Annotated in this window: 16 protein-coding genes and 2 pseudogenes; 10 read left to right on the top strand and 8 right to left on the bottom strand. The window is 57.8% G+C overall.

From position 1 onward, the window contains the following. Positions 1-13: 13 nt before the first annotated feature. The 5 genes and pseudogenes from NJC40_RS16030 to dnaX form a co-directional block, all read right to left on the bottom strand. Positions 14-1318, bottom strand: a pseudogene (locus tag NJC40_RS16030) (MFS transporter). A gap of 461 nt (positions 1319-1779) precedes the next feature. Next, positions 1780-2382 (bottom strand): recombination mediator RecR, encoded by a 603-nt coding sequence (recR, locus tag NJC40_RS16025; protein WP_253142003.1) that lies wholly within the window; start codon positions 2380-2382, stop codon positions 1780-1782. 62 nt (positions 2383-2444) lie between these two features. Then, positions 2445-3479: an NADPH-dependent curcumin/dihydrocurcumin reductase gene (gene curA, locus NJC40_RS16020; protein ID WP_253142000.1), complete on the bottom strand. Its 1035-nt coding sequence runs from the start codon at positions 3477-3479 to the stop codon at positions 2445-2447. A 130-nt stretch (positions 3480-3609) separates the two neighbouring features. Beyond that, on the bottom strand, positions 3610-3936 hold the full coding sequence (locus tag NJC40_RS16015; protein ID WP_045489832.1) for a YbaB/EbfC family nucleoid-associated protein: 327 nt from the start codon (positions 3934-3936) through the stop codon (positions 3610-3612). A 64-nt stretch (positions 3937-4000) separates the two neighbouring features. Then, positions 4001-6145 (bottom strand): DNA polymerase III subunit gamma/tau, encoded by a 2145-nt coding sequence (dnaX, locus tag NJC40_RS16010; protein ID WP_253141997.1) that lies wholly within the window; start codon positions 6143-6145, stop codon positions 4001-4003. Positions 6146-6317: 172 nt separating this feature from the next. Here dnaX and NJC40_RS16005 point away from each other — a divergent pair, with 172 nt between their 5' ends. Beyond that, positions 6318-7061: a substrate-binding periplasmic protein gene (locus NJC40_RS16005; RefSeq protein WP_045489828.1), complete on the top strand. Its 744-nt coding sequence runs from the start codon at positions 6318-6320 to the stop codon at positions 7059-7061. Here NJC40_RS16005 and NJC40_RS16000 read toward each other — a convergent pair. Together NJC40_RS16000 and aceE are read right to left on the bottom strand one after the other, a co-directional pair. Beyond that, positions 7037-7780, bottom strand: coding sequence for a GNAT family N-acetyltransferase (locus NJC40_RS16000; RefSeq protein WP_253141994.1), 744 nt, complete (start codon positions 7778-7780; stop codon positions 7037-7039). The two genes, NJC40_RS16005 and NJC40_RS16000, sit on opposite strands and share 25 nt — an antisense overlap. Positions 7781-7858: 78 nt before the next feature. Further along, positions 7859-10528, bottom strand: a complete 2670-nt coding sequence (aceE, locus tag NJC40_RS15995; RefSeq protein ID WP_253141992.1) for a pyruvate dehydrogenase (acetyl-transferring), homodimeric type — start codon at positions 10526-10528, stop codon at positions 7859-7861. Between the two features lie 124 nt (positions 10529-10652). On the opposite strand from aceE, the gene NJC40_RS15990 reads away from it, so the two are divergent. After that, positions 10653-11102 carry a MarR family winged helix-turn-helix transcriptional regulator gene (locus NJC40_RS15990; protein WP_253141990.1) on the top strand — a complete coding sequence of 150 codons (450 nt, stop codon included), beginning with the start codon at positions 10653-10655 and terminating at the stop codon, positions 11100-11102. Positions 11103-11177: 75 nt separating this feature from the next. On the opposite strand, the gene NJC40_RS15985 is transcribed toward NJC40_RS15990, so the two are convergent. Then, positions 11178-12011 (bottom strand): transketolase-like TK C-terminal-containing protein, encoded by an 834-nt coding sequence (locus NJC40_RS15985; protein ID WP_253141988.1) that lies wholly within the window; start codon positions 12009-12011, stop codon positions 11178-11180. Between the two features lie 145 nt (positions 12012-12156). Here NJC40_RS15985 and tnpB point away from each other — a divergent pair, with 145 nt between their 5' ends. From tnpB to NJC40_RS15945, 8 genes and pseudogenes are all read left to right on the top strand, one after another. Beyond that, complete coding sequence (gene tnpB, locus NJC40_RS15980) at positions 12157-12516, top strand: IS66 family insertion sequence element accessory protein TnpB (RefSeq protein WP_253141986.1); 360 nt, start codon at positions 12157-12159, stop codon at positions 12514-12516. A 39-nt stretch (positions 12517-12555) separates the two neighbouring features. After that, positions 12556-13767: pseudogene (gene tnpC / locus NJC40_RS15975) on the top strand (IS66 family transposase); the annotation flags it as partial. 106 nt (positions 13768-13873) lie between these two features. Next, entirely contained in the window at positions 13874-14581 is a 708-nt protein-coding gene (locus tag NJC40_RS15970; protein ID WP_253140218.1) for a hypothetical protein, read from the top strand. 60 nt (positions 14582-14641) lie between these two features. Next, on the top strand, positions 14642-15070 hold the full coding sequence (locus NJC40_RS15965; protein WP_253140217.1) for a hypothetical protein: 429 nt from the start codon (positions 14642-14644) through the stop codon (positions 15068-15070). Between the two features lie 23 nt (positions 15071-15093). After that, a complete protein-coding gene (locus NJC40_RS15960; RefSeq protein WP_253140216.1) occupies positions 15094-15726 on the top strand; it encodes a hypothetical protein in 633 nt (210 codons plus the stop codon). An 847-nt stretch (positions 15727-16573) separates the two neighbouring features. Further along, the gene (locus tag NJC40_RS15955; RefSeq protein ID WP_253140215.1) at positions 16574-19117 is read left to right on the top strand and encodes a TonB-dependent receptor plug domain-containing protein; all 2544 of its coding nucleotides are present in this window, start codon (positions 16574-16576) and stop codon (positions 19115-19117) included. A 72-nt stretch (positions 19118-19189) separates the two neighbouring features. Continuing rightward, positions 19190-21346, top strand: a complete 2157-nt coding sequence (locus NJC40_RS15950; RefSeq protein WP_253140214.1) for a beta-glucosidase — start codon at positions 19190-19192, stop codon at positions 21344-21346. 424 nt (positions 21347-21770) lie between these two features. After that, the gene (locus NJC40_RS15945) at positions 21771-23501 is read left to right on the top strand and encodes an ABC transporter permease (RefSeq protein WP_253140213.1); all 1731 of its coding nucleotides are present in this window, start codon (positions 21771-21773) and stop codon (positions 23499-23501) included.

Raw genomic sequence — 23501 nt, 5'->3', positions numbered from 1 at the left:
GTCGTTACATCAATCAGTGACCGGGCGTGAGCGTCCCACCGCTGGCCAAAGGCGCTTCACGGACAGGTTCGCGGCGAATCTCCCGCGCAACCTTCCAGACCAGCACCGCAGCAACGATATCGAAGGCTGCGAGCACTACGAACAGCGGGCTGTAGCCAATCTGGGTAACCAGGATGCCGAACACCAGGGTGAACACTGCGGCGCCCAGGTAACCGAACATGCCGCCCATGCCAGTGGCAGTCGCCACCTGGTCTTTGCTGAAAGAGTCGGAGGTGATTGAGTACAGCGCGCCGGACAGAGTCTGGTGCGCGAACCCGCCGATGCACAGCAGCAGGATGGCGGTGTAAGGGCTTTGCACCAGACCGATGCAGGCCGGGCCGATCATGCAACTGGCCCCGAACACCAGGACCATCTTGCGCGAGGTGAACAGCGAGACCTTGAAGTGGCGATGAAAGAACGGGCTCAGGTAACCGCCCAGTACACAGCCGATGTCAGCCGCCAGGAACGGCAGCCAGGCGAACATGGCCACTTCCTTGATGTTCATGTGCCGCTCGGTCATCAGGTACAGCGGGATCCAGGCGTTGAAGGTCTGCCAGGCCGGCTCGGAGAGGATGCGTGCCGAAGCGATGGCGTAGAAGTTGCGCTCTTTGAAGATGCGTTTCCAGGCGCCCTTCTCACGCTTCTCGACTTTAAAGTGGGACTCCTGACCGCTCAGGATGTAGTCGCGCTCGGCCTCGCTGAGGCGCTTTTGGTCGCGCGGGTGCTTGTACAGCAGCATCCACGCCACAGTCCACACCACCCCGGAGCCACCGACCACCAGAAAGGCCAACTGTCAGCCGCTGTGCAGGATCGCCCACACCACCAGTGGCGGTGCCAGCAATGCGCCCAGCGAGGAACCGATATTGAACCAGCCGATAGCCACCGAGCGTTCCTTGGCCGGGAACCACTCGGTAGTGGCCTTGACCCCCGCCGGCAGGCCGGCTGCTTCGGTGATACCCAGTAAGCCGCGCATGAACGCCATGCTCTGCCAACCCGTGGCCAAGGCCGCACCGGCACAGGCGACCGACCAGGCCAGGGCAAACACCGCAAAGCCCAGTTTGGTACCGATGAAGTCGATGATCCAGCCGGCGACCGGCTGCATGAACGCGTAGCAGAGCTGCCAGGCAGCGACGATCTTGGCGTATTGCTCGGTGGTGATCGACAGGTCGGTCATCAACGTAGGCGCGGCCACGGACAGGGTATTGCGGGCTAGATAGTTGACCACCAGGCCAGCCGTCACGAGGCTAACCATCCACCACCGGATGCCTTTTATTTTCATGTTTCACCTGAATTATTTTTAGATTGCTGGTGATCGCCCCTACCGTCTTGCAGCGACGAGGCAATTTGTTTCAAAATAATTCTGGCATGATATATGTTATCGTACAACGCATTTTGAAAGCGCCCGACATCGACTAAAGGCTTATATACCGGAGGTTCTCGGAGGTACGGCGAAATGCCCCAGCGAGGGCAAAGGGCTTTCTATGGGTGTGGTTGTACGACCAATGCAGTGGTTTTTCGGCGAGACGTGGTGGGCCCGAGCTTGGTCGCGAAAGCTGCGCAAGATATATCGCTAATGCGCCGCCGCCTTCGTTGGCGACCGGCCGGCGCTCCGGTTGCCAACGAAGACGGCGGCACATTCGCAGCAGATGTAGTGTTTTTACCGGCCTCTTCGCGAGCAGACCGGGGCGCCGGCCGGCTCTTCCCACTGGGTCCGCAGTGCTTATCTGAACAGCATTGGGCTTACAGGGTAATCGGCTTGCGCCCGGCAAAGGAATGCGCGAGGGTGCCGCCGTCGACCAGGTCCAGCTCGCCGCCCAGCGGTACGCCATGGGCGATGCGTGAAGCGATCAGGCCTTTGTCGTTGAGCAACTGGGCGATGTAGTGCGCGGTGGCTTCGCCTTCGACAGTGGGGTTGGTCGCCAGGATGACTTCCGTGAAGGTGCCTTGGCTGTCGATGCGCTCGATCAGTTGTGGGATGCCGATGGCCTCGGGACCAAGGCCGTCGAGGGGCGACAGGTGGCCTTTGAGGACGAAGTAACGACCGCGATAACCGGTCTGTTCCACCGCGTACACGTCGGTCGGCCCCTCCACCACACACAGCAGCGTATCGTCGCGGCGCAGGTCGGCGCATTGCGGGCAGAGGTCTTGTTCGGTCAGGGTCCGGCAGCTCTTGCAGTGCCCGACCCCGTCCATGGCCTGTTGCAGCGCCAGTGCCAGCCGCGAGCCGCCGCTGCGATCACGCTCCAGCAACTGCAATGCCATGCGCTGGGCGGTCTTCTGGCCGACGCCTGGCAACACACGAAAGGCATCGATCAGTTGGCGAATCAGGGGGCTGAAGCTCATGAACAAAGATCCCGGATAATCGAAAGACGCGGTTTATACCCGCGCCTTGTCGTCAGCGTCAATCAAAGCCGGGAAACCTCGACCACCAGTTTGCCAAAGTTGCGTCCCTCCAGCAGGCCGATCAACGCCTGTGGCGCAGCTTCCAGACCCTGCACCACGTCTTCGCGGAACTTGACCTTGCCGCTGGTGACCAGCGGGGTCATGGCGTCGATGAACTCCTGACGACGGCTGGCGTATTTCTCGAACACGATGAAGCCCTCGATGACGATGCGCTTGGTCAGCAGCGTACGCATCAGCAATGGCAACTGATCGGGGCCAGCGAATTCGCCCTGAGCGTTGTACTGGGCAATCACCCCGCACAGCGGAATACGCGCACGTGGGTTGAGTAGCGGCAGCACCGCTTCGAAGACCTTGCCGCCCACCAGCTCATAGTAGACATCGATGCCCTTGGGGCAGGCCTCGGCCAGTTCACTGGCAAAGTTCTCGCTGCGGTGGTCGATGCAGGCATCAAAGCCCAGCTCCTGGACCACATAACGGCATTTGTCCGCGCCACCGGCCACACCGACCACCCGCAGGCCGTGCAGCTTGGCGACCTGACCGACCACCGAGCCGACCGCGCCGGACGCCGCCGCGACCACCAGGGTTTCGCCGGCCTGGGGCTTGCCGATGTCCATCAGGCCCATGTAAGCGGTCATGCCTGGCATGCCGAGCACACCCAGCGCCAGTGACGGGTTGGGCAAGTCGGCAGGCAGCTTGATCAGCGCCGAACCATCACTGATGCTGTGGCTCTGCCAGCCGGTCTGGCCAACCACCAGGTCACCGGGCTGAAACCGCGAGTCCAGCGACTGCTCGACCACACTGACCGCACCACCTTCCATCACCGCATCAATCGCCACCGGATCGGCGTAGGACGGCGCGTCGCTCATCCGGCCACGCATGTAGGGGTCGAGGGACAGATACAGAGTGCGCAGTTGCACCTGGCTGCCCTTGAGCTCCGGCAGTGCTTCACGCTCCAGACGAAAGTTCTCCGGAACCGGACGGCCTTTCGGGCGTGAAGCCAGCACAATACGTTGGTTGAGGATCAGCTCTTGGGTCATCGGGACCTCTCCTTGAATGCATTGGGGGTATAAAAAGCAGACCACCTTCGCCGTCTGATGTTCGATCAACAATGGCCAGAAAGCACGATGCCAGGGCAAGCCTGGCATCGTGTACAGCAGTGAACGGCCGTCAGAACGGCAGCTTCATGCCTGGCGGCAACTGCATGCCAGCGGTCATGCTGGCGGTCTTTTCGGCACTGGACTGCTCGATCTTGCGTACCGCGTCGTTGACGGCGGCGGCGATCAGGTCTTCGAGCACTTCCTTGTCTTCCTGCATCAGGCTGTCATCCAGCGTGATGCGCTTGACGTCGTGACGGCCGGTCATCACCACGCTGACCAGGCCTGCGCCCGACTGGCCGGTGACTTCCGCGTTGGCCAGCTCTTCCTGCATCTTGGCCATTTTTTCCTGCATTTGCTGGGCCTGCTTCATCAGGCCAGCCATGCCACCTTTCATCATGGGATATCTCCTCGAAATAGGGGGTTACTTGGTTTGCACGCCGTCACTGACAGCGTGCCGTCAATCATTGCGCGGCGTCCACCGGAGTGATCGTATCTTCACGCACCACCGCGCCAAACTGCTGCATCATCTGCTGGATCAGCGGATCGGCGTGGATCGAGGCCACCGCCAGGCGCTGACGTTCGGCACGCCGACGTGACGCCGCTTGCGCCGGGGTTTCCTGCTGCGGACGGATCAGCTCGATAGTCAATTGGATCGGACTGCCGTGGTACTGGTTCAACGCATCACTCAAGCGCCGCTGCTGGGTCGAGTTGAACAGCGCGCCATGCCCCGGATCCAGATGCAGCAACCAACGATCGCCCTCAACGCTGATCAGCGTGCAGTTGGCGGCAATACTGCCGGTCAGGCCAGAGATCGGCAATTGCGCAAAGATTTCCAGCCATTGCGCGGCAAGCCCCGTGGCCGGCATTGCCGCCGGTTCAGGCTCAGGCTCCGGGGCTTCATCGGCGTGCACATGATCCTGGGCCAGCTCGTCCAGATAGCTGAACGAGGCCGGGTCGATATCGATATCCGGCTCGACATAATCGTCATCCTGCGGCGGCTCGTCATCACGCTGCTGCGGGGCCGACAGGTAGGCGCTGTCGGGGATGTCTTCGAGCGCACCGGCACTGCGCTGCGCGAGGGCCTCAGGCTCGACCACTTGCGGAGCATCCGGCACCGGACTGGCCGGCGTGGGCACCGGCATCGACGGCAGCTCGGGAGGCTCGGCGACGGTGTCCAGCACCGGCTCAGGAGTGATCGGCGTGGCCGGGACTGGCTGGGCACTGGCAGGCGAGTCTTCCCACGGCAGATCAACGACCTCGGCAGCCTCGACGACTGGCGCAGGCGCCATAACCGGCGCGGGCTCGACCACCGGTGCAGCCGCGGGCTCAGGCCGGGCAATGGCCGGCTGGGCCGCCTGCGGTGCCGGGCGGGCGGGCTCGATGGCGGGCGCCGGTGCCGGCGCGGACTGTTGGCTGGCAGCAGAGACCGGGCTGACCGCGGCGGCCGGTGTCGGGCGGGGATCAGCCTTGGCCTGGCTGACCCCCACTGGCTTTAACGCCTGGCTCGGCGCATCGCTACTGTCGGCGGGACGAAATGCCAGCATGCGCAGCAGGACCATCTCGAAACCACCTCGCGGGTCCGGTGCCAACGGCAGGTCGCGGCGGCCGATCAGGCCCATCTGGTAATAGAACTGCACGTCTTCGCCGGGCAGGGTCTGGGCCAGCGCCAATACCCGGTCGCGGTCACCATGGCCGTTATCGACCGCCTCAGGCAACGCCTGGGCAATCGCCACCCGATGCAGCACGTTAAGCATTTCCGCCAGCACGCCGTTCCAGTCAGGGCCTTGCTCGGCCAGGTGGCGCACGGCTTCAAGCAGCGCCCGGGCGTCGCCTGCGAGCAACGCACCGAGTACGTCGAACACCTGACCATGGTCCAGGGTGCCGAGCATCGCCCGCACGTCAGCGGCCAATACCTTGCCCTCGCCGAAGGCAATCGCCTGATCCGTGAGGCTCATGGCATCGCGCATCGAGCCGTCGGCGGCGCGGCCCAGCAGCCACAGGGCATCATCTTCGAACGGCACGTTCTCGGCACCGAGCACATGACTCAAGTGCTCGACCACCCGCTCCGGGGTCATGTTCTTCAGGGAAAACTGCAGGCAGCGCGACAGAATGGTGGCCGGCAGCTTCTGCGGATCAGTGGTCGCCAGGATGAATTTGACGTAGGGCGGCGGCTCTTCCAGCGTTTTGAGCAAGGCATTGAACGAGTGACTGGAGAGCATGTGCACTTCGTCGATCAGGTAGACCTTGAAGCGCCCGCGGCTCGGCGCGTACTGCACGTTATCCAGCAGTTCACGGGTGTCTTCGACCTTGGTGCGGCTCGCGGCGTCGATCTCGATCAGGTCGACAAAGCGCCCTTCGTCGATTTCCTGGCACACCGAGCAACTGCCGCACGGGGTTGAAGTGATCCCGGTTTCGCAGTTCAGGCACTTGGCAATGATCCGCGCGATGGTGGTCTTGCCCACCCCGCGCGTACCGGTAAACAGATAAGCATGGTGCAGCCGCTGACTGTCCAGAGCGTTGATCAGGGCCTTGAGCACATGGGTCTGGCCGACCATTTCGCGGAACGAGCGCGGACGCCATTTACGTGCAAGAACCTGATAACTCATTGAAATCCGTCGCGACTGGTAGCAGAAAGACCGCCAATGCTAATGGAGGAAGGCTAAAATTGCATCTGCTCTCGGCCACCCTGAGCAGCGAGAGTACGAACAGAGCCCGATCTACACTGTCAGAATCTTTGCCGATGCCGTCAATTCAATCCGTTGATCCCCGCGAGGCTCCATGCACCGCATTCTGCTGAGCCTGTTATTGCTGGTCAGCCAGGCCAGCACGGCCAATGAGCCTGCGCTGCGGTTTGCGGTGTCCGAAAGCTGGTCGATGCCACTGGCCGAGATCGACGAACATCAGCCTACTTCCGGCATTCTGTTCGATATCATGACCCGCGTGGCACAGCAGGTCGGGCGCCCGGCTGAATTTCATGTGTTGCCGCGCCTGCGCATCCAGGCCGCCCTGGAAAGCGCAGAAATCGACGTGCGCTGCTACACCGCCAAAGCCTGGATCACACCCTTGAAAGGTGATTTTCTCTGGAGCCAGCCGATCCTGATCCAGCGTGACCTGCTGCTTGCCTCGCCGGTCACCGTCGGCCCTTATCCGGACCAGTTCGACAACGAAGTGGTCGGCACCGTGCTGGGCTATAACTACCCGCAACTGCAACACTTGTTCGACCGCCACAATCTGGTGCGTGAAGATGCGCGCAACCAGGAGCATGTGCTGCGCAAACTGGTAGCCGCTCGCTATAACTATGCAGTGAGTAACGAACTGACGATGAACTGGATCAACCGTGAACTGCCCGCCGCGCAGCGCCTGAAAGTGGTGTCAGTAATCAGCGAACAGCCCACCGCCTGCGTGGTACGCAACGACCCGGCACTGCCGGTCAGGCAGATTCTGGACAGCTTGCAGAACATGACCGAATCCGGAGAGATTCAGCAGATCATCGAGCGTTACACCTCAGTACCCGGCGCCTGAACCAGGCGCAGCGGCCGCCGGTCGGCATTCAACGCGCCCTCGCCCAGCCGCTCGGCTACCAATGCATCGGCCTGGCGCGCCAGGCGATCAAGGTTACGGTCACGGCTCTTCTCGGCATCGATCATCGCCCGCCGACCATGACGGTTCAGCAGGTAGGCGTGGATCTGCTGCACCTGCTCGCTGCGGTAGATCGGCTCAACATCCAGCACCGCCAGCCGCCCATCGGAACTGCGCGAGTGGCTGTTCATCAACACCTGCGGCCCGCGCGCGCCCAGCACCTGAAAGCCCAGTGCCTCAAAGCATGGCACCTTGCTGGCAAAGCAGGCCAGTTCGGCGTGCGGATAACGCGCCAGCATCGCCGCCAGCATGCCCCGCGCCACACCCTGCCGGCGCCGGCTGGCCAGCACCGCCATATAGGCGACCGCGCAAGCCTGGGGATCGTCTTCATAAGGCAAATACAGCAAAAAGCCGACGACCGTGGCCGGATCTTCAGCGTCCAGCGCCAGTACCAGCTCCACCGACAACCCCAACGACCCGTCCATGGCTTCCTGATAACGGTTGACCTCAAAGCCGACCCCGTACTGGTACAGCGGGTACAAGGGGTTGCTGGGCAAGATGCCCGCCATGCCGATATCGGTCACGTAATTGACGACCATCTGCATGATCTGGTTCTTGATCGACTCGGGCGGCGGGTTTTCCAGACGGGTGATGGTGAACATGAATATAGAAAGGCTCGCGGGGGACTGGGTGGCATGATAACCCACTCATCAGGCTGACGCCGTGCCCGCCTGCATGACTCAGACTCTGACCGGATCGGTCTTGCCCGCATCAATACCCAGATCCACCAGCGCCTGGGCCACCACGCTGCGCTCGATCACGCCGTCGTCAGCCAGCGCCTTGAGCGCCGCCAGGACAATGAACTGCCGGTCGACCTCAAAGTGCCGACGCAACGCCTCGCGGCTATCGGACTGGCCGAAGCCGTCGGTACCCAGCGCTACAAAGCGCCGGTCTCCCAGCCAAGGGCGTATCTGGTCAGCATGAATCTTCATATAGTCTGTGGCCACGACGACCGGCCCCGGATGATCTTCCAGCACCTGACGCACATAGGGCACCTGCGGCTCATCCAGCGGATGCAGCAGGTTCCAGCGCTCGACCGCCTGGGCCTCGCGACGCAGCTCGGTGAGGCTGGTGGCGCTCCAGATCTCGCTGCTGACGCCGTAATCGCGCTCCAGCATCTCTGCGGCAGCGATCACCTGCGGCAGGATCGCCCCACTGCCCATCAATTGCACATGCTTCGCCCCTTGGACAGCCCGTTCCATGGGCAGGCGGTACAGCCCCTTGAGAATGCCTTCCTGCACACCCTCAGGCATGTCCGGGTGCGGGTAGTTTTCGTTAAGCACGGTGATGTAGTAGTAGATGTCTTGTTGCTCGACGAACATGCGCTGCATGCCGTCATGGATGATTACCGCCAGTTCATAGGAATAGGTCGGATCGTAGGAGATGCAGCACGGCACCGTGGCCGACATCACATGGCTGTGGCCATCGTCATGTTGCAAACCCTCCCCCATCAATGTGGTACGCCCAGACGTCGCACCGAGCAAAAAGCCCCTGGCCCGCGCATCGCCTGCGGCCCATAGCAGGTCACCGACACGCTGGAAACCGAACATCGAATAGAAGATATAGAACGGCAGAGTCATCACCCCGTGGTTGGCGTACGAGGTGCTGGCGGCGATCCACGACGAAGTAGCGCCAGACTCGTTAAGCCCCTCCTGCATGATCTGGCCGTCGCTGCTTTCTTTGTAATATGACAGCGTGCCGGCGTCTTGCGGGGTGTACAGCTGGCCAACGTGGGAATGAATGCCCACCTGACGGAACATGCTTTCCATGCCGAAAGTGCGCGATTCGTCCGGCACGATAGGCACCACCAGCCGACCAACATCGGGATCCTTGAGCAAGGTGCTGAGGATGCGCACAAAGGCCATGGTGGTGGAAATGCTTCGTTCGCCAGTGCCCTTGAGCTGAGCGTCCAGCGCACTGAGTGGCGGGATCGCCAGCGGGGCGACCTCGGCATACCGGGCCGGCAATACACCACCCAGACTGGCGCGGCGTGCTTGCAGGTAACGCGCCTCCGGGCTGTCTGGCGCAGGGCGCAGGTAGGGCATCTCACCCAGTTGCTCGTCGTTGAGCTCAAGGCCAAAGCGGTCGCGAAACGCCTTGACCGCGTCACTGCCCATTTTCTTCAACTGGTGATTGATGTTCTGCCCCTCACCCGCCTCGCCCATGCCAAAACCTTTAACGGTCTTGGCCAGAATCACCGTTGGCCGGCCCTTGTGGCGCATCGCAGCGCTGTAGGCGCTGAACACCTTGAGCGGATCATGGCCGCCGCGTGACAGCTTCCAGATCTGCTCGTCGCTCATGTCGCTGACCAGCGCCAGCAGCTCAGGGTATTTGCCGAAGAAGTGCTCGCGCACATAGGCGCCGTTCTGCGACTTATAGGTCTGATAGTCGCCGTCCACGCATTCCATCATGCGCTGGCGTAGCAGGCCGGTCTGGTCTTTCTCCAGCAACGCATCCCAGCCACTGCCCCAGACCACCTTGATCACATTCCAGCCAGCGGCGCGATACAGGCTTTCGAACTCTTGAATAACCTTGGCGTTGCCACGCACCGGGCCGTCGAGGCGCTGCAGGTTGCAGTTGACCACAAAGATGATGTTGTCGAGCTTTTCGCGCCCCGCCAGGGAGATCGCCGCCAGGGACTCAGGCTGGTCCATCTCGCCGTCACCCAGAAAGGCCCAGACCTTGCGCCCCTGGTGCTCCTTGAGACCGCGGTTTTCCAAGTAACGCATGAAACGCGCCTGATACGCCGCCGTAATCGGCCCCAGGCCCATGGACACCGTGGGGAACTGCCAGAAGTCCGGCATCAGCCGTGGGTGCGGGTAGGAAGAGATGCCGTCGCGGTCGGTCTCGCGGCGGAAGTTGTCCAGTTGCGTTTCGCTCAGGCGGCCTTCGACAAAAGCGCGGCCATAAATACCCGGCGAGGAATGGCCCTGGATGTACAGCATGTCGCCGGCAAAGGTCTCGGTACGGCCACGGAAAAAGTGATCGAAACCCACGTCGTACAGCACGGCGGCTGACGCATAAGTCGCAATATGCCCGCCTACCCCGGAGTGCTTGCCGGCACGCAACACCATGGCCAGGGCGTTCCAGCGGATGTAAGCGTTCAGGCGCTGTTCGATCTCCAGGTCACCCGGATACGGCAGTTGCCGGTCAGGGGTGATGCTGTTGACGTAGGGCGTGGTGACTCTGCCATGGAAGTCGCCGTGCAGGGACACATCGAAATCCAGCAACTGATCGATGAGAAAATGTGCACGCGGGCGGCCTTCGGCCTCGACGACCGAAGCGATCGAGTCCAGCCATTCACGGGTTTCCTGGGGGTCAGCATCTGGGTGTGGGTAGCGTTGCGCCATGGAACATCCTCCTGGACAGGCAGTGGCCCGCGATGATGCGCCAGGCCAAATGGTTGCAATTGCAATTGAATCTATCGCCAAGCGACGTATGATTGCAACTGCAATTACCTGTCATGGAGCCGCAATGGCCAGCAAAGCACCCGATCTCTGGTTCAATTTCATCCGTGCCCACCGCAGCCTGATCCGCGAGATAGAGCGCCGCCTGGCCGATGAAAAGCTGCCGCCTTACGCCTGGTACGACACGCTGTGGGGTATCGAAAGCGGCCCGAGCGGCACCCGGCGCATGCATGAACTGGCCGACGCGCTGGCCATTGAGCGCTACAACCTGACCCGGCTGGTCGACCGCCTGGAAAAGGAACAGCTGGTACAACGGGTCAAAGTCGCCGACGACGGCCGCGCCGCTCTGGCCTGCATTACCGACAGCGGCAAAGCCCTGCGCCTGCGGATGTGGAAGGTTTACAAACAGGCGGTGGATGAGCTGTTTCTGGCCGAGTTCGATGAAGAACAGCAGAAGGTGTTTGCTCTGGCATTGGAGAATGCGATGAATAATGCGCGGCGCGGCGGCCTGGACTGAACCAGGACTGTTTGGTCAGACCGGTGTGAGTTGGCTCTGCCGGCGAATACTCTGTCCGGCCCCGCTGCGTCACTTTCAAACCAACCGATAATGCCTAAGCGCCTCATCAAGGCAGCCGCGCTCTAACTGCCCCGTACTCACCAGCATCTGCAACGCCGAATAAACCACCCAGTGCCGGTCCAGTCGCTGATCCGCTGCCAGGCTGTCGGCCCCCAGCGCCCGAAACGGCGCCTCTAGATGCGCGCCAATCTGCCCGGCGACAAACTCGGCGTAGCCGGTCACCGCCAATACCGGCTCATCACCGCGCCCCAGACAGTCCAGCAAGTGGCAGCCTCGTGCTCGCTGATCCGCATGCCGGCGATTCCAGGTACGCGCCGCTTCGGCATCCCGCGCCAGCCGGGTATAACTCGGGCAACTCCACACCTCACAGCTCACGCCCCAGTCCTGCGCCAGCGACTGCGCCGCCGCCCGCACCTCGCCGAGCATCTGCCCGGCACCGAGCAAGCGCATCGACGCGTTCGACGACTGCCCCCGGCCCAGCGGGTACATACCCAGCCACGCCTGACTCCAGTCACAGACCGTCCCGTCGCCCGGTTCATCATGCAGGGTCAGGTAACAGAAACCTTGCTGAGCATCGACGTACAACGACTGTAATGCACCGGCGACGATCGCCAGCGCCTCTTCACCGCAAGCCGGATCGAACGGCAGGCACTGCCGGTTACCGGCCAGCCACAACGGTAACCAGGGATGCGCACCCTTGGCCCAGCGCGAAGGCGAGGACTCCAGATCATTGAGAACGATGCCGCGCTCACCGATCTGCTGGCTCAACATCGACAGGTGCGCCGAAGTCGGCGATTGGGTGAGATAGAACAGCGGCTGCGCTTGGCCGACCTGCTCCCGGAACCACAACGGCCAGGCGCTGATGGGGGTGTCACCGTGCCGATTGTCGGCGCGGTCGTTGATGACGAGCGTAACCGCTCCATGAACCCCACATTCAAAGCGGCCAGATGATCTTGGATGCTGTGCTCCCGATTCCCTCCGGAGCCAGCACCTCATGATGCGACCCGACGCCAAAGTCGAAAAAGTCTATCTCTACCCCAAGCCGGTGGACTTCCGAAAGTCCATCGACGGCCTGGCCGCGCTGGTCGAATTGGATATAAAAGTGGCGGTATTCGATCCTGTGCTTTTCGTCTTTCTCAACAACTCCCGCAATCGAGTGACGATCTTGTATTGGGAGCGCAACGGCTTCTGCCTTTGGCTCAAGCGTCTGGAGTCAGAGCGTTTCAAAACATCGCCCGACGCCACGGACGATGCGATTATCCTCAGCGTCCAGGAACTGAATTGGCTGCTCGACGGTTTTGATCTGTGGCGCAACCGTCCCCATCAAGTTTTGATGCCGCGCTACGTGGCGTGACCCGGTATAATCCGGGCCATGATTTCTCTGCCCGATGACCTTCCTGATGACCCACACGAACTGGCCTGTGTTTGCGGTTGCCGCAGACACGCCATCGGCGAAGAGACCAGCGAGCAACTGGACATCGTGCCGATGCAGATTCGGGTCATCAAACATATCCGTAAAATCTACGGTTGCCGAGGCTGCGAAGCAGCCCCGGTTACGGCTGACAAGCCTGCGCAACTGATCGAAAAGAGCATGGCCAGCCCGAGCGTATTGGCCATGCTACTCACCACCAAGTATGCTGACGGTTTACCGCTGCATCGGTTTGAAACGGTACTCAGTCGACACGGTATCGATATCCCTCGGCAAACGCTGGCTCGCTGGATCATCCAGTGCAGCGAACACTTCCAGCCGCTGCTTAATTTGATGCGTGACCGGCTGCTGGAAAGTCCAGTGATCCACTGCGATGAAACCCGCGTCCAGGTGTTGAAAGAGCCGGATCGAGACCCGACCAGCCAATCCTGGATGTGGGTGCAAGCCAGTGGCCCGCCGGATCGAAAAGTTGTGCTGTTTGATTACACGTCCAGCCGTGCGCAGGAAGTGCCGTTGCGCTTGCTGGAGAGTTACCGTGGCTATGTCATGACCGACGATTACGCGGGCTATAACGCCCTGGCGTTGCAGCCGGGTGTGGAACGTCTTGCGTGCATGGCCCATGCACGACGCAAGTTCGTGGACGCGCAGAAAGTGCAGCCCAAGGGTAAAACCGGACGGGCTGATATCGCGCTGACGATGATCAACAAACTGTACGGCACCGAGCGCGAGCTCAAGGACGTCAGCGATGAACAGCGGTTTATCGGTCGTCAGGAAAAGAGCCTGCCGATCCTGGCGCAACTGAAAAGCTGGCTGGATAAAACCCAGTCGCAGGTGACGGCACAAAGTGCACTGGGTAAGGCGGTGCATTACCTAGTGAATAACTGGAGCCGGCTGGAGCGCTACGTCGAAGCGGGTTACTTGCCCATCGACAACAATGCGGCCGAAAGAGCGATCAAGCCGTTTGTCATCGGGCGCAAGGCCTGGCTGTTCAGCGACACCGTCAACGGCGCCGGTGCCAGCGCGAAGATCTACAGCCTGGTCGAGACAGCCAAGGTCAACGGCCAAGAGCCTTATACGTGGCTGCGCCACGTACTCGAGCGGCTGCCGCACGCCTCGTCAGTAGCAGACTACGAAGCTCTGCTACCGTGGAACTGCTCGCCAGAAATGCCACAGTAAACCGTTAACCCATCGTTGGGCAGGTGGGGTTAATGGATCGCATACAAAGGAAGACCTGGAAGCGATTGCCAAAATTGCAGCAGAAAACCAGCCCCTTAAGACTGATTTGCCCACTATCCCGATGGGTGAGGTCTCGGATTATCAAAATCTGCTCACCCCAGTAGCACCTCTTCGCTACTACACGGCCTTACGGAGCTGGGACGAGAGCAAAGAAGATGTAATTAAGTCGGTGACAGATCAAATTGCACCTTCGATGAAAATCGACAGCCTGCCACTATATGAATACGGGTACGGGATAATAACCACCGAGGATGCATTCCAAAAACGCGACTTAGGGGAAAAGGTTTATACGATTGTAAAAGCAGAGGCCGCGAAGGTCGGCAAAAACAATCGGCTAGTTAAAGTTGAGACGAGGCAGGGGTTAGACCCTTATAATTTTGATTCAAAAGGGTTCAAAACGTCCGGCTGCCTTTTTTCTGACAAGCTCGATTACACCGCAGAAGAATCTCGAAACCAGCAAGCAATGAGCCGAGCCCAGAAGCCTCGTTGCTATCTGCGAACGATGGCTGACTTCAACGTTGGCATCGTAGGTGGCTCAAAAGTGTTCTTCGAAATAGCAGACGAAGCTCTGGCCAAAAAAATCGAGGCAAACCGGGATAAATCCCACCTGGTTGTGTATGGATATGTGCAAAGCGTGCAGCGTGAAAGGCTTGGCGGACGGCTGTTCGATAGGCGGTATGTGATGGTCGCACCTCAACGGGTTGATGTTGTAGACAACTCCACTGGTGATGTAATAGCGACCACAAAAATGTGATTACTCAGCACCACGAAACCATTTCCTTAAATTAATTCAGCCTTGATGGCAGAGCACTCTATGCGCCGCATATTCTCTACATTGAGCGTCCTTGCCTTGCTGCAAGGATGCTCAACACACACAACGAGCCCAAGCGGTTGCGAAGCAAACTTTCATACTGAGGGAAGCCTCATCACAGGAAAACGATTTTCTACCTCAGCATCCCTCCCAAAAACGTCAAGCGATTTGGCGTTTAAACGGCTTTATACTCTGCTAGCCCGCGACGGCTATTACATCCAGAGCACCGACGAGAAGAAAGGAATCATCTCTTCATACCAGAATGTGAACTTGAGCAACAAACGCGCACCGCTCAACGCCATCGTTGAAAAGGAAGGCATGGGATCCAGGGTCAGCCTCGTATTTGTCGCAGCAGCTGGAATCTATACACCCGAAGCAGGCGCGTCGAACGAGTTTTGCAGAATCATTAACGAAGTCGAAGTCAGCCAGTAGCTGCTCGATTCATAAGGTATGACATGACGATTACAACGGCAGTTTATGAAGTACTCAATGCTGACGCCACGAGCACTATTCACGGAAACTCTGAAGGCATAACGACAACGCACCAAAAACAAGCTTGGATCAAAAATTTACAGACCCAAGCCGTGAGGCAGGTAAAGCTCACAGACAGCGAAATACCACTCAACCCAGGATCGAAGATCGGCCTAGCGTTTTTGCACGACAAGCAGATTATTGCGTTCAAACGAAGTCCTGAAATTCCTGTAGAACTCGCTGGGCAGGATGTGAAATGGAGCGCGCTGTGGGTCGCCCTCCTGCTTAACATTCCGGTCATCGGCTACCTGGCTGGATTCGTATGCGGCCTATACGGACTGGCAACAGGCTACAGTTGGTTCGGCAGGCGCTTCTACGGAATTGGCGCTAGCAGGCTTGCCGGTCTTGTGATGCTTGGCATAGGTGCGCTCGGTTTTGTGCAGAAAGGCGTGACGCTTGAAGATACGGTTCACTTCCACATCGCCCTGTGGGTCGTATCAACAATTCTACTTGTCAGCATACGATTCATGATCAGACGGACTGAAGAAAAATACATCAGGCAGGCGAATGCAGCACTAGAGCTTGCGTGGTATGGGCTACGGAACGCTCCAGCCTGAGAGCCTCGGGTCAATTACCAGCATCTTGCTCAAGGGCTTTGGTTTCTTCACCATCCTGCGGGAGCGTATCAATGACGGTCACGCTCCCGCAGGCTTTCAATAAGCGCTCTCCAGATTCCTCGCACCGCACTCATTGGCTCATTGACACCCTCTCGCGCAGTCTTGGATATCGTGAAGAGCAACCCCCCAAGTGCTTAGATTTCTCATGACTAGCCTCGCAGATCCTGGCATGAGAAACGGTCTCTCACAATCATCCAATGCTTGGCATTTCCAAGGAGTCTCCGAACAAGTCACAGGCTCATGACAGTCGTGTCTTCGGGTAACCGAGAGTCACGCTTTCTAAACTGTGGTTTGAACGATGCAGATCTGAGCTAGACGCGTCTACAAACGGCAGAAACGGCCCTCGCTGACAGTGTCGACGAATCCCTACGACACTCAAAACCAAAGTCCAAAGCTCAACATGGCACGCGAAAATGAAGCGTGCAAATGCTCGCCAGAATACCTTGTATTCAGTCCTGTGCTCTGGAGCCAGCACAGGCATTGGCGGCGTAAACCAAGGGTGTCAGTAGAATAAAATAGAATAAACTAATAATTAATAAATACTTCATAATAAAATTAATTTTATCTACTGTGAGCGCCGTCCTTGATGCAGGGCCATGCATCAAGGACGACGCTTCATTAGCGTCGCGTTGCGCCCCATCCAAGGGCAAGCTCAGGCATGGGATGCGACACAATCGTCATCCATCGTCTGAGGCTGTTCTTCTCTTCCGCCAGGCACACCCAGCCAGCATCTAATGACCACTGCGAAAACCAAGAACGCAGATGCTACATCGAGGTTTTACACACCATGCCAATACGCAACCTCACGCGCCCTTCTGTGGGTGCCGTGCTGTATCTGGGTGCCGCCACAATTGCGCCCAGTACCTTTGGTGCCGGACCTGGCCAGCCACAAGATCAATTGGACGCCGTTGTAGTCACTGGCTCTCGGGTTGAAACAACAGCGTTGAAAGCACTTGCGCCAGTTCAGTTGATCAAGGGTGATTCCTTACGTGCAACCGGCGAACGGGATCTACGCCGAGCGCTGGCAAGCGTGTCGCCTGCTTTCTCGACCATCAATTTCAATGGTGGCGCGCTGGGTAAGACGGTCGGAGGATCTTCCTTGCGAGGCTTGTCAGGAAATGAGGTTCTGGTGCTGGTCAACGGCAAGCGCCGACATGGCTCCTCAATGATTAACAATAGCGGCGGTGCAAGCTTGGGGTCTTCAGCCGCAGATTTGGGCCTGATTCCGATTTCAGCGGTTGAGCGGGTTGAGGTTTTAACTGACGGCGCTGCGGCGCAATATGGTTCCGATGCGATTGCTGGGGTGATAAACGTGATCCTCAAGTCAGCACTGTCGGGAGGCTCCGCAGATATCAGCTATGGCGAGTACAACCATGATGTATCAAAAGTGCATAACTTGGGTGATGCTGGGGCGACGAGTACCGCCGGCCTGAACTCCGGTTTTGCTTTAGGTGACAATGGTGGCTTTGCCAATCTCAGCTTGCAGTATTCGAAAATAGGAGACGTTAATACTGTAGGAGCTTGGAAACAGCCATCCAAGTCAGTGTGGCAGATCTATGCCGCTTCTGATGATCCCCGCGAAGCCACAGCTGACCGGCATGTCAAAGACGGTCAGTACGAAACGCTGCCCAAACAAGAAACCATTCAGGCAGCTTATAATATTAGCTTGCCAATCAACGACACCGTATCGCTGTATTCCTTCGCCACCTACAGCCCACGCAATTCAACCGCCAAGGGATCCTATCGCTCAGAAACCAATGCGACGTCCAACATTGCTACGACGCCAGGAGGTTACTCACCAGACTTGCAAACCAAGGAAGAAGATCTCCAACTCAATTTAGGTATTAAAAACGAAGCGTTGCTGGGATGGTCATGGGATGCAGGCTTAAGCTACGGCCAGAACCAAGCGGATATAAATGTGTGGAACACCACCAATGCTTCGTTTGGCTCACTGTTGAGCCTACAAAATATGGACGCTGGCAGCTTAAAATTTACTGAAAGTATCGCCTCACTCACTGCCCAACGAGATATAGACACCCACGTGTTCGAACAGCCGCTCAATGTGACACTGGGGGCTGAGTATCGCTACAACACACTGGCGCTAGGGGCCGGCGAATACTATTCCTATGCCAACGGCGGCTATAAATACCCGAGCGATTACCCGGCAGCCAACCTTCGCGATACCTTTGCCGGGACCGGATCCTCGTTCTTCACCGGCTATAGCCCCGAATTCGAGTTCAATAAAGCCAGGCATAATGTCGCCTATTATGCTGACTTTTCACAGCAGCTTACAGACAAATGGAACTCAGGCCTTGCAGTTCGCTACGAGAACTACTCTGATTTTGGATCGGCCTTGGCCGGTAAATTTTCCAATCGTTACCAGTTCAATCAGCAGGTCGCGGTACGCGGAACTATCAGTAATGGTTTCAGGGCTCCATCACTGGCAGAACAATACTACCAAAGTGCTTTGGTCAGGCCAGTCAACGATCCGATTACCAATACGACCTACGTCTCATATTACTACGACACCTTGCGTACCGACGCACCTGCGGCTAGAGCGCTAGGTGCAAAAGAGCTGAAACCTGAAAAATCCATCAATTTTAGCCTTGGTTTGGTATTTACCCCAACCGATCAACTTTCTGTTTCCCTCGATGCGTACCAGATTGATATTAGTGACCGAATCTACCTGACCGGAGCCTTTAACGGGTTCAACAACTCGTCAGTGGCTAATGCCCTGACTTCTGCCGGACTGACTAGCCAACAACAGGTTCGCTATTTCGCTAACGTAGGTGACACTAAAACTCAAGGGGCCGAGCTGAAACTAGACTACGATGCCCAGTATGGCGCCTATGGTCAAGCTCACTGGAGCCTTGCCTATGCGCGGAACAAGACGAACGTAAAGCGGATCAATAATCCAGCAGTATTGGCCAACAGTGGGCTGAGCCTTCTTGATCGCGAGCGAGTAGTGCTGTTAGAGGAGGCAATCCCACAGAACACCTTACACGGGAGCCTGAATTGGCAACTTGGGAACGTGCAGATTCAACTGACTCAGCACTACTACTCTAAAACACGAGCGGTCAACAATGTGCTCAATAAGAGTCAGGATTCTGTCACAACTGATGCTTTCACAACCGATGCCAGCATCAGCTATTGGGTTACCGATAATTTGAAAGCCACCGCAGGCGCTAACAATGTGTTCAACAAGCGTGCGCCTGACATGCCCGATAGCTTGGCGTCCTCAATCAACGAGGAAAACCCGACGGCCAATCGCAACACACCTTGGGGTACCAACGGAGCGTTTTACTTCGCTCGGCTGAGTTACGACTGGTAAGACGGCTTTCGACAAGGCCGCTGTGCCTTCGAATGGAAAACGGTATGCCTCCCTTTCGCTAAAGAGTTTTATATGATGCGACATGTTTTGTTCGCACTGACCATATTGCAGGCCTTGGCGGGTACAACCGCGTCAGCGGCGCAAGAGGTCGTGGACCGTCTTAACGACGCACTAACACTCGATGAACGGATCTCCTTGGTGCATGGCTTCAGCGCCATCCCTAAACCTGGCCGGATACTTCCCGAGGGCGCAATCCCTGGTGGTGGCTTCGTACCCGGCGTCGCTCGCTTGGGTATCCCGGCGCAATACCAGATCGATGGCGCATCGGGCGTTACCGACCGAAGGCCTGGCCAAGGCTCTACGGCTCTGCCTTCTGCACTTGGCCTGGCTGCTACATTCAACCCTGAGCTGGCATATGCCAGCGGCGCGATGATCGGTAGTGAAGCGCGGGCCAAGGGCTTCAATGTCGTGCTTGCCGGAACCGCGAACTTGGCTCGGGATCCGAGAGGAGGCCGTAACTTCGAAAATCTGGGGGAGGATCCTTGGTTAACGGGGGTAATGGCAGGCGAGATCATTCAAGGCGTACAGTCGAACGCTGTTACGTCGACCATTAAACACTTCGCGCTCAACGATCAGGAAAGTGCACGACACGATCTGGATGCTCGCATTGATGAGGCCGGCCTGCGTGAGTCCGACTTGCTCGCATTTGAACTGGCAATTGAACGCGGTAAGCCAGGCGCAGTGATGTGTGCCTATAACCAAGTGAATGGGTCACCCTCTTGCGCTAGCGACTTTCTACTGAACCAGGTTCTCAAGGGTGACTGGAGTTATCCGGGGCCAGTGATTTCGGACTGGGGGGCGGTAGGCGCAACGGATTTCGCGCTCAAGGGTCTTGACCAGCAATCCGGATCGCAGATTGATCGTCAGGTATGGTTCGGGGACCTGCTCAAACAAGCGGTGCTTGATGGGCACATACCGCAAAGTCGGCTTGTCGAAATGACCAGACGGATTCTCCATGGCATGGCCAGTACCGGTGCTCTATATCACCCAGCAGGCCAGCCCGAGGGCATTATTGATACACAGGCAAACTTGAAGGTGGCACGTCGGGTTGCGCAAGAAGCACTGGTTCTATTGCGGAACGAGCGTAATACATTGCCGTTGAAGAGCGGTACTCAAACGATTCTTGTCGTAGGTGGGCGTGCAGATTTTGGTGTGCTCTCAGGCGGTGGCTCGTCGCAAGTCGTCGCCGCCGATGCCGATCCCCGCAGCTTTGTGAAACTGGGTGGTGAAGCCGATATGTCCAAGTGGGGCGTCATGCATTTTCAAGGATCGTCACCACTTGCAGCAATCCGTGCACGTGCCCCCCAAGCTCAGGTTCGTTTCTATGATGGTCGCTATCCAGGTGCTGCGGCACAGCTTGCGCGCCAGGCAGATGTAGTGATTGTGTTCGTCAATCAATGGATGGCTGAAGGTGAAGATGCGCCTGATCTAAGTTTGCCCGATGGCCAGGACGCTTTGATCGAAGCAGTAAGTCAAGCCAACCCAAACACTGTAGTCGTACTACAAACTGGCGGCGCGATAGCTATGCCTTGGCTCAAGCAAACTGCTGCGGTACTAGCCAGCTGGTACAGCGGAGCTGACGGCGCCAATGCAATCGGCGATGTACTGTTTGGTCACATCAATCCATCAGGTCGGTTGCCAGTGACCTTTCCAGCAAAGATAGAACAGTATCCACGAGCAGTATTAACCGGTTGGGGTGTGGTACGAGGCACCCCAGTAACGGTCAGTTACCCAGAGGGTGCAGATGTGGGCTATCGCTGGCTGGCCAAGACAGGAGAGCAGCCGTTGTTTGCGTTCGGTTACGGATTGTCGTACACGAACTTTGATTACACGGACCTGAAAGTCGATACCGGCAACGGCGTTACTGTGACGTTTGACGTGAAAAATAATGGGCCTCGCGCTGGTAATGCCGTACCTCAAGTGTATCTGACGGAGGTCAACGGGCGCACCACCAGGCGGCTACTGGGTTTTGCGAAGCCCTCGCTGGAGAGTGGTGAACGACAACAAGTATCACTCACTGTTGATCCGCGACTTTTGGCTCAGTTCGACGTCAAGGCTCAGCGCTGGGTTGTAGCCCCTGGTCAATATCGCTTTGCGCTAGGACCGTCGTCCATTGATACACCAGTGTCCGTTACGGTACCCATGCAGGCTTGGTCGGCAGCACCATGAATACATTGCGTCTGCGACCCTCTCTGTTACGGCAGGGCTCACTCCTGCGATATCCCGGCAGCTAAGGTGTTGCAAAGCTCCTGTACAGATCGACTCTGACGGGGGCTTCTTCATGCGAGCTGACAAAGGCCGGTCAAACATCTGCTTTTCGATCACACCTCCAACGGCCTGCATGATGACCTGCCGCCTGAGCATCATCAAAAAGGCATAACGTAAGAACAAATCAATTCTTTGTAAAAAAATTAATTTTATTTAAAGTGCCCACCTACAAGCTCGCTGGCGCACACACGCACTCATGAAGAACCTCTTTGCCCGTCGACTTTCTTGTCCGCATGTTCGTCCACTGCCCCGCACATGAAAGATCGCAAACCGGCAAGGCCGCGATCAGGCGCCTATCACACAGTTTCATAAGTTGAGAGTCCAGATGTCGACATCCACCCGGCTTGCTATTGGCCTGCCCAGGCCCAACCACGGGCGTTATTTGACACTTGAAGGCGTCCTTTACAGCCTGCTGGTAATCGCATTCCTTGGCTTGACACTTCTGCCTCTTCTGGCAGTTGTGCAAGGCAGCTTTGAAAATCAGGTAGCCGGCGCGCAACCTTTTACCTTGGACGGGTGGCGAGCACTTCTGCATGAGCCACGGATTCTGGGTGCGCTGGGCAATACCCTCAGCCTGACTCTGGTGAGCCAAGGTATTGCTCTGCCCTTGAGTATTGGCCTTGCATGGCTATTGGGGCGCACTGATTTACCTGGACGGCGCGGCCTGGAGTTCGCGTTCTGGGTATCTTTTTTCCTACCTGCACTCGCAGTGGTCCAAGGATGGACGTTGTTGCTCGACCCCAACAACGGTTTGCTCAACCGTTGGCTGATGCAGACTTTCGGTCTGCAACAAGCACCGTTGGATATTTACAGTTGGTGGGGCATTGTCTTCGCGCACCTGGCCACCACCACTGTATCGGCCAAGGTCATGATGTTGACTCCTGCTTTCCAAAGCATGGATGCACGCTACGAAGAAGCAGCACTGATGGCGGGCGACAGCCGCTTTAAAGCGCTTTGCAAAGTGACTTTGCCACTGCTCAAACCTGCACTGATTGTGACAGCGATCATGGGCGTTATTCGGGCGCTTGAGTCGTTTGAAATAGAGCTGGTACTGGGCGCGCCCAAGCGTATCGACGTGTACAGCACATTGATTTACGACATGACGCGCTATGACCCCATCAATTTCGCAAGCGCCTTTGCGCTTGGGATGCTCATCATCGCCATCATGGGACTGCTGGCAATTGCATCGCGCAAAAGTACGCAGAATGGCAACCATGTCACGGTGTCTGGCCAAGCTAAACCGACGGTAATGTCATTGGGGAAATGGCGTTGGCCGCTTGGTGTGCTTGTCGCCTCTTTGGCGTTGTTGCTCACGGTCATACCTCTGGTCTTTCTGGCAACCAGTAGCTTTATGAGCCGTTTCGGCTTTTTCAACCTAGATCGTGTATGGACGCTGGAGCATTGGCAGAGTGTCGTAGGCGATCCAATCTTCTTCGGATCTGTCCGTAACACTCTGGTTATAGCTAGCGGTAGTGCCGTTTTTGCAGCGGCTCTCAGCTTGGTAGTTGCCTATACCATCGTACGCTCCTCCCGTGCCGGGCGAGCCATTCTCGAATTTGCAGCCTGGGTACCGTTCAGTATCCCCGGCGTGCTGTTCTCTCTCGCCATGCTTTGGCTGATTCTGCATACCGGGATGGACTGGTTATACGGCTCAACATTAAGCCTAGTAATCACTGTGGGGCTGGCCTCAGTAACCCTTGGTGTGCAACTGATTCGTAGCCAGTTGCTACAGATCAACCGAGAGCTTGAAGAGGCCGCATGGATCAGCGGCGCCTCGCGCTGGAAAACCGTACTGACAATCGTAATCCCCCTATGCATACGCTCCATCGTAGTAGTGAGCGTGATGGCATTTGTATCGGCTGCACGGGATATCAGCCATCTGTCGTTGCTGGTGAGCAGCGATAACAGACCACTCTCGCTGCTTCAACTTGAGTACATAGCTGAAGGCCGCAACGAGGCCTCAGCCGTGGTCGGACTGGTGATCGCTGTAATTGCCATTGTTGCTGCTCTAGTCGCCCGCCGTCTGGGCTACCGTCCCGCTTCTCATCAGGTCTGA

Origin of the sequence: Pseudomonas sp. 21LCFQ02, from assembly GCF_024129895.2 — a bacterium.
Taxonomy (GTDB): domain Bacteria; phylum Pseudomonadota; class Gammaproteobacteria; order Pseudomonadales; family Pseudomonadaceae; genus Aquipseudomonas.
Note: the sequence above shows the minus strand (reverse complement) of the source record. Positions and strands in the feature narration are given on the sequence as shown.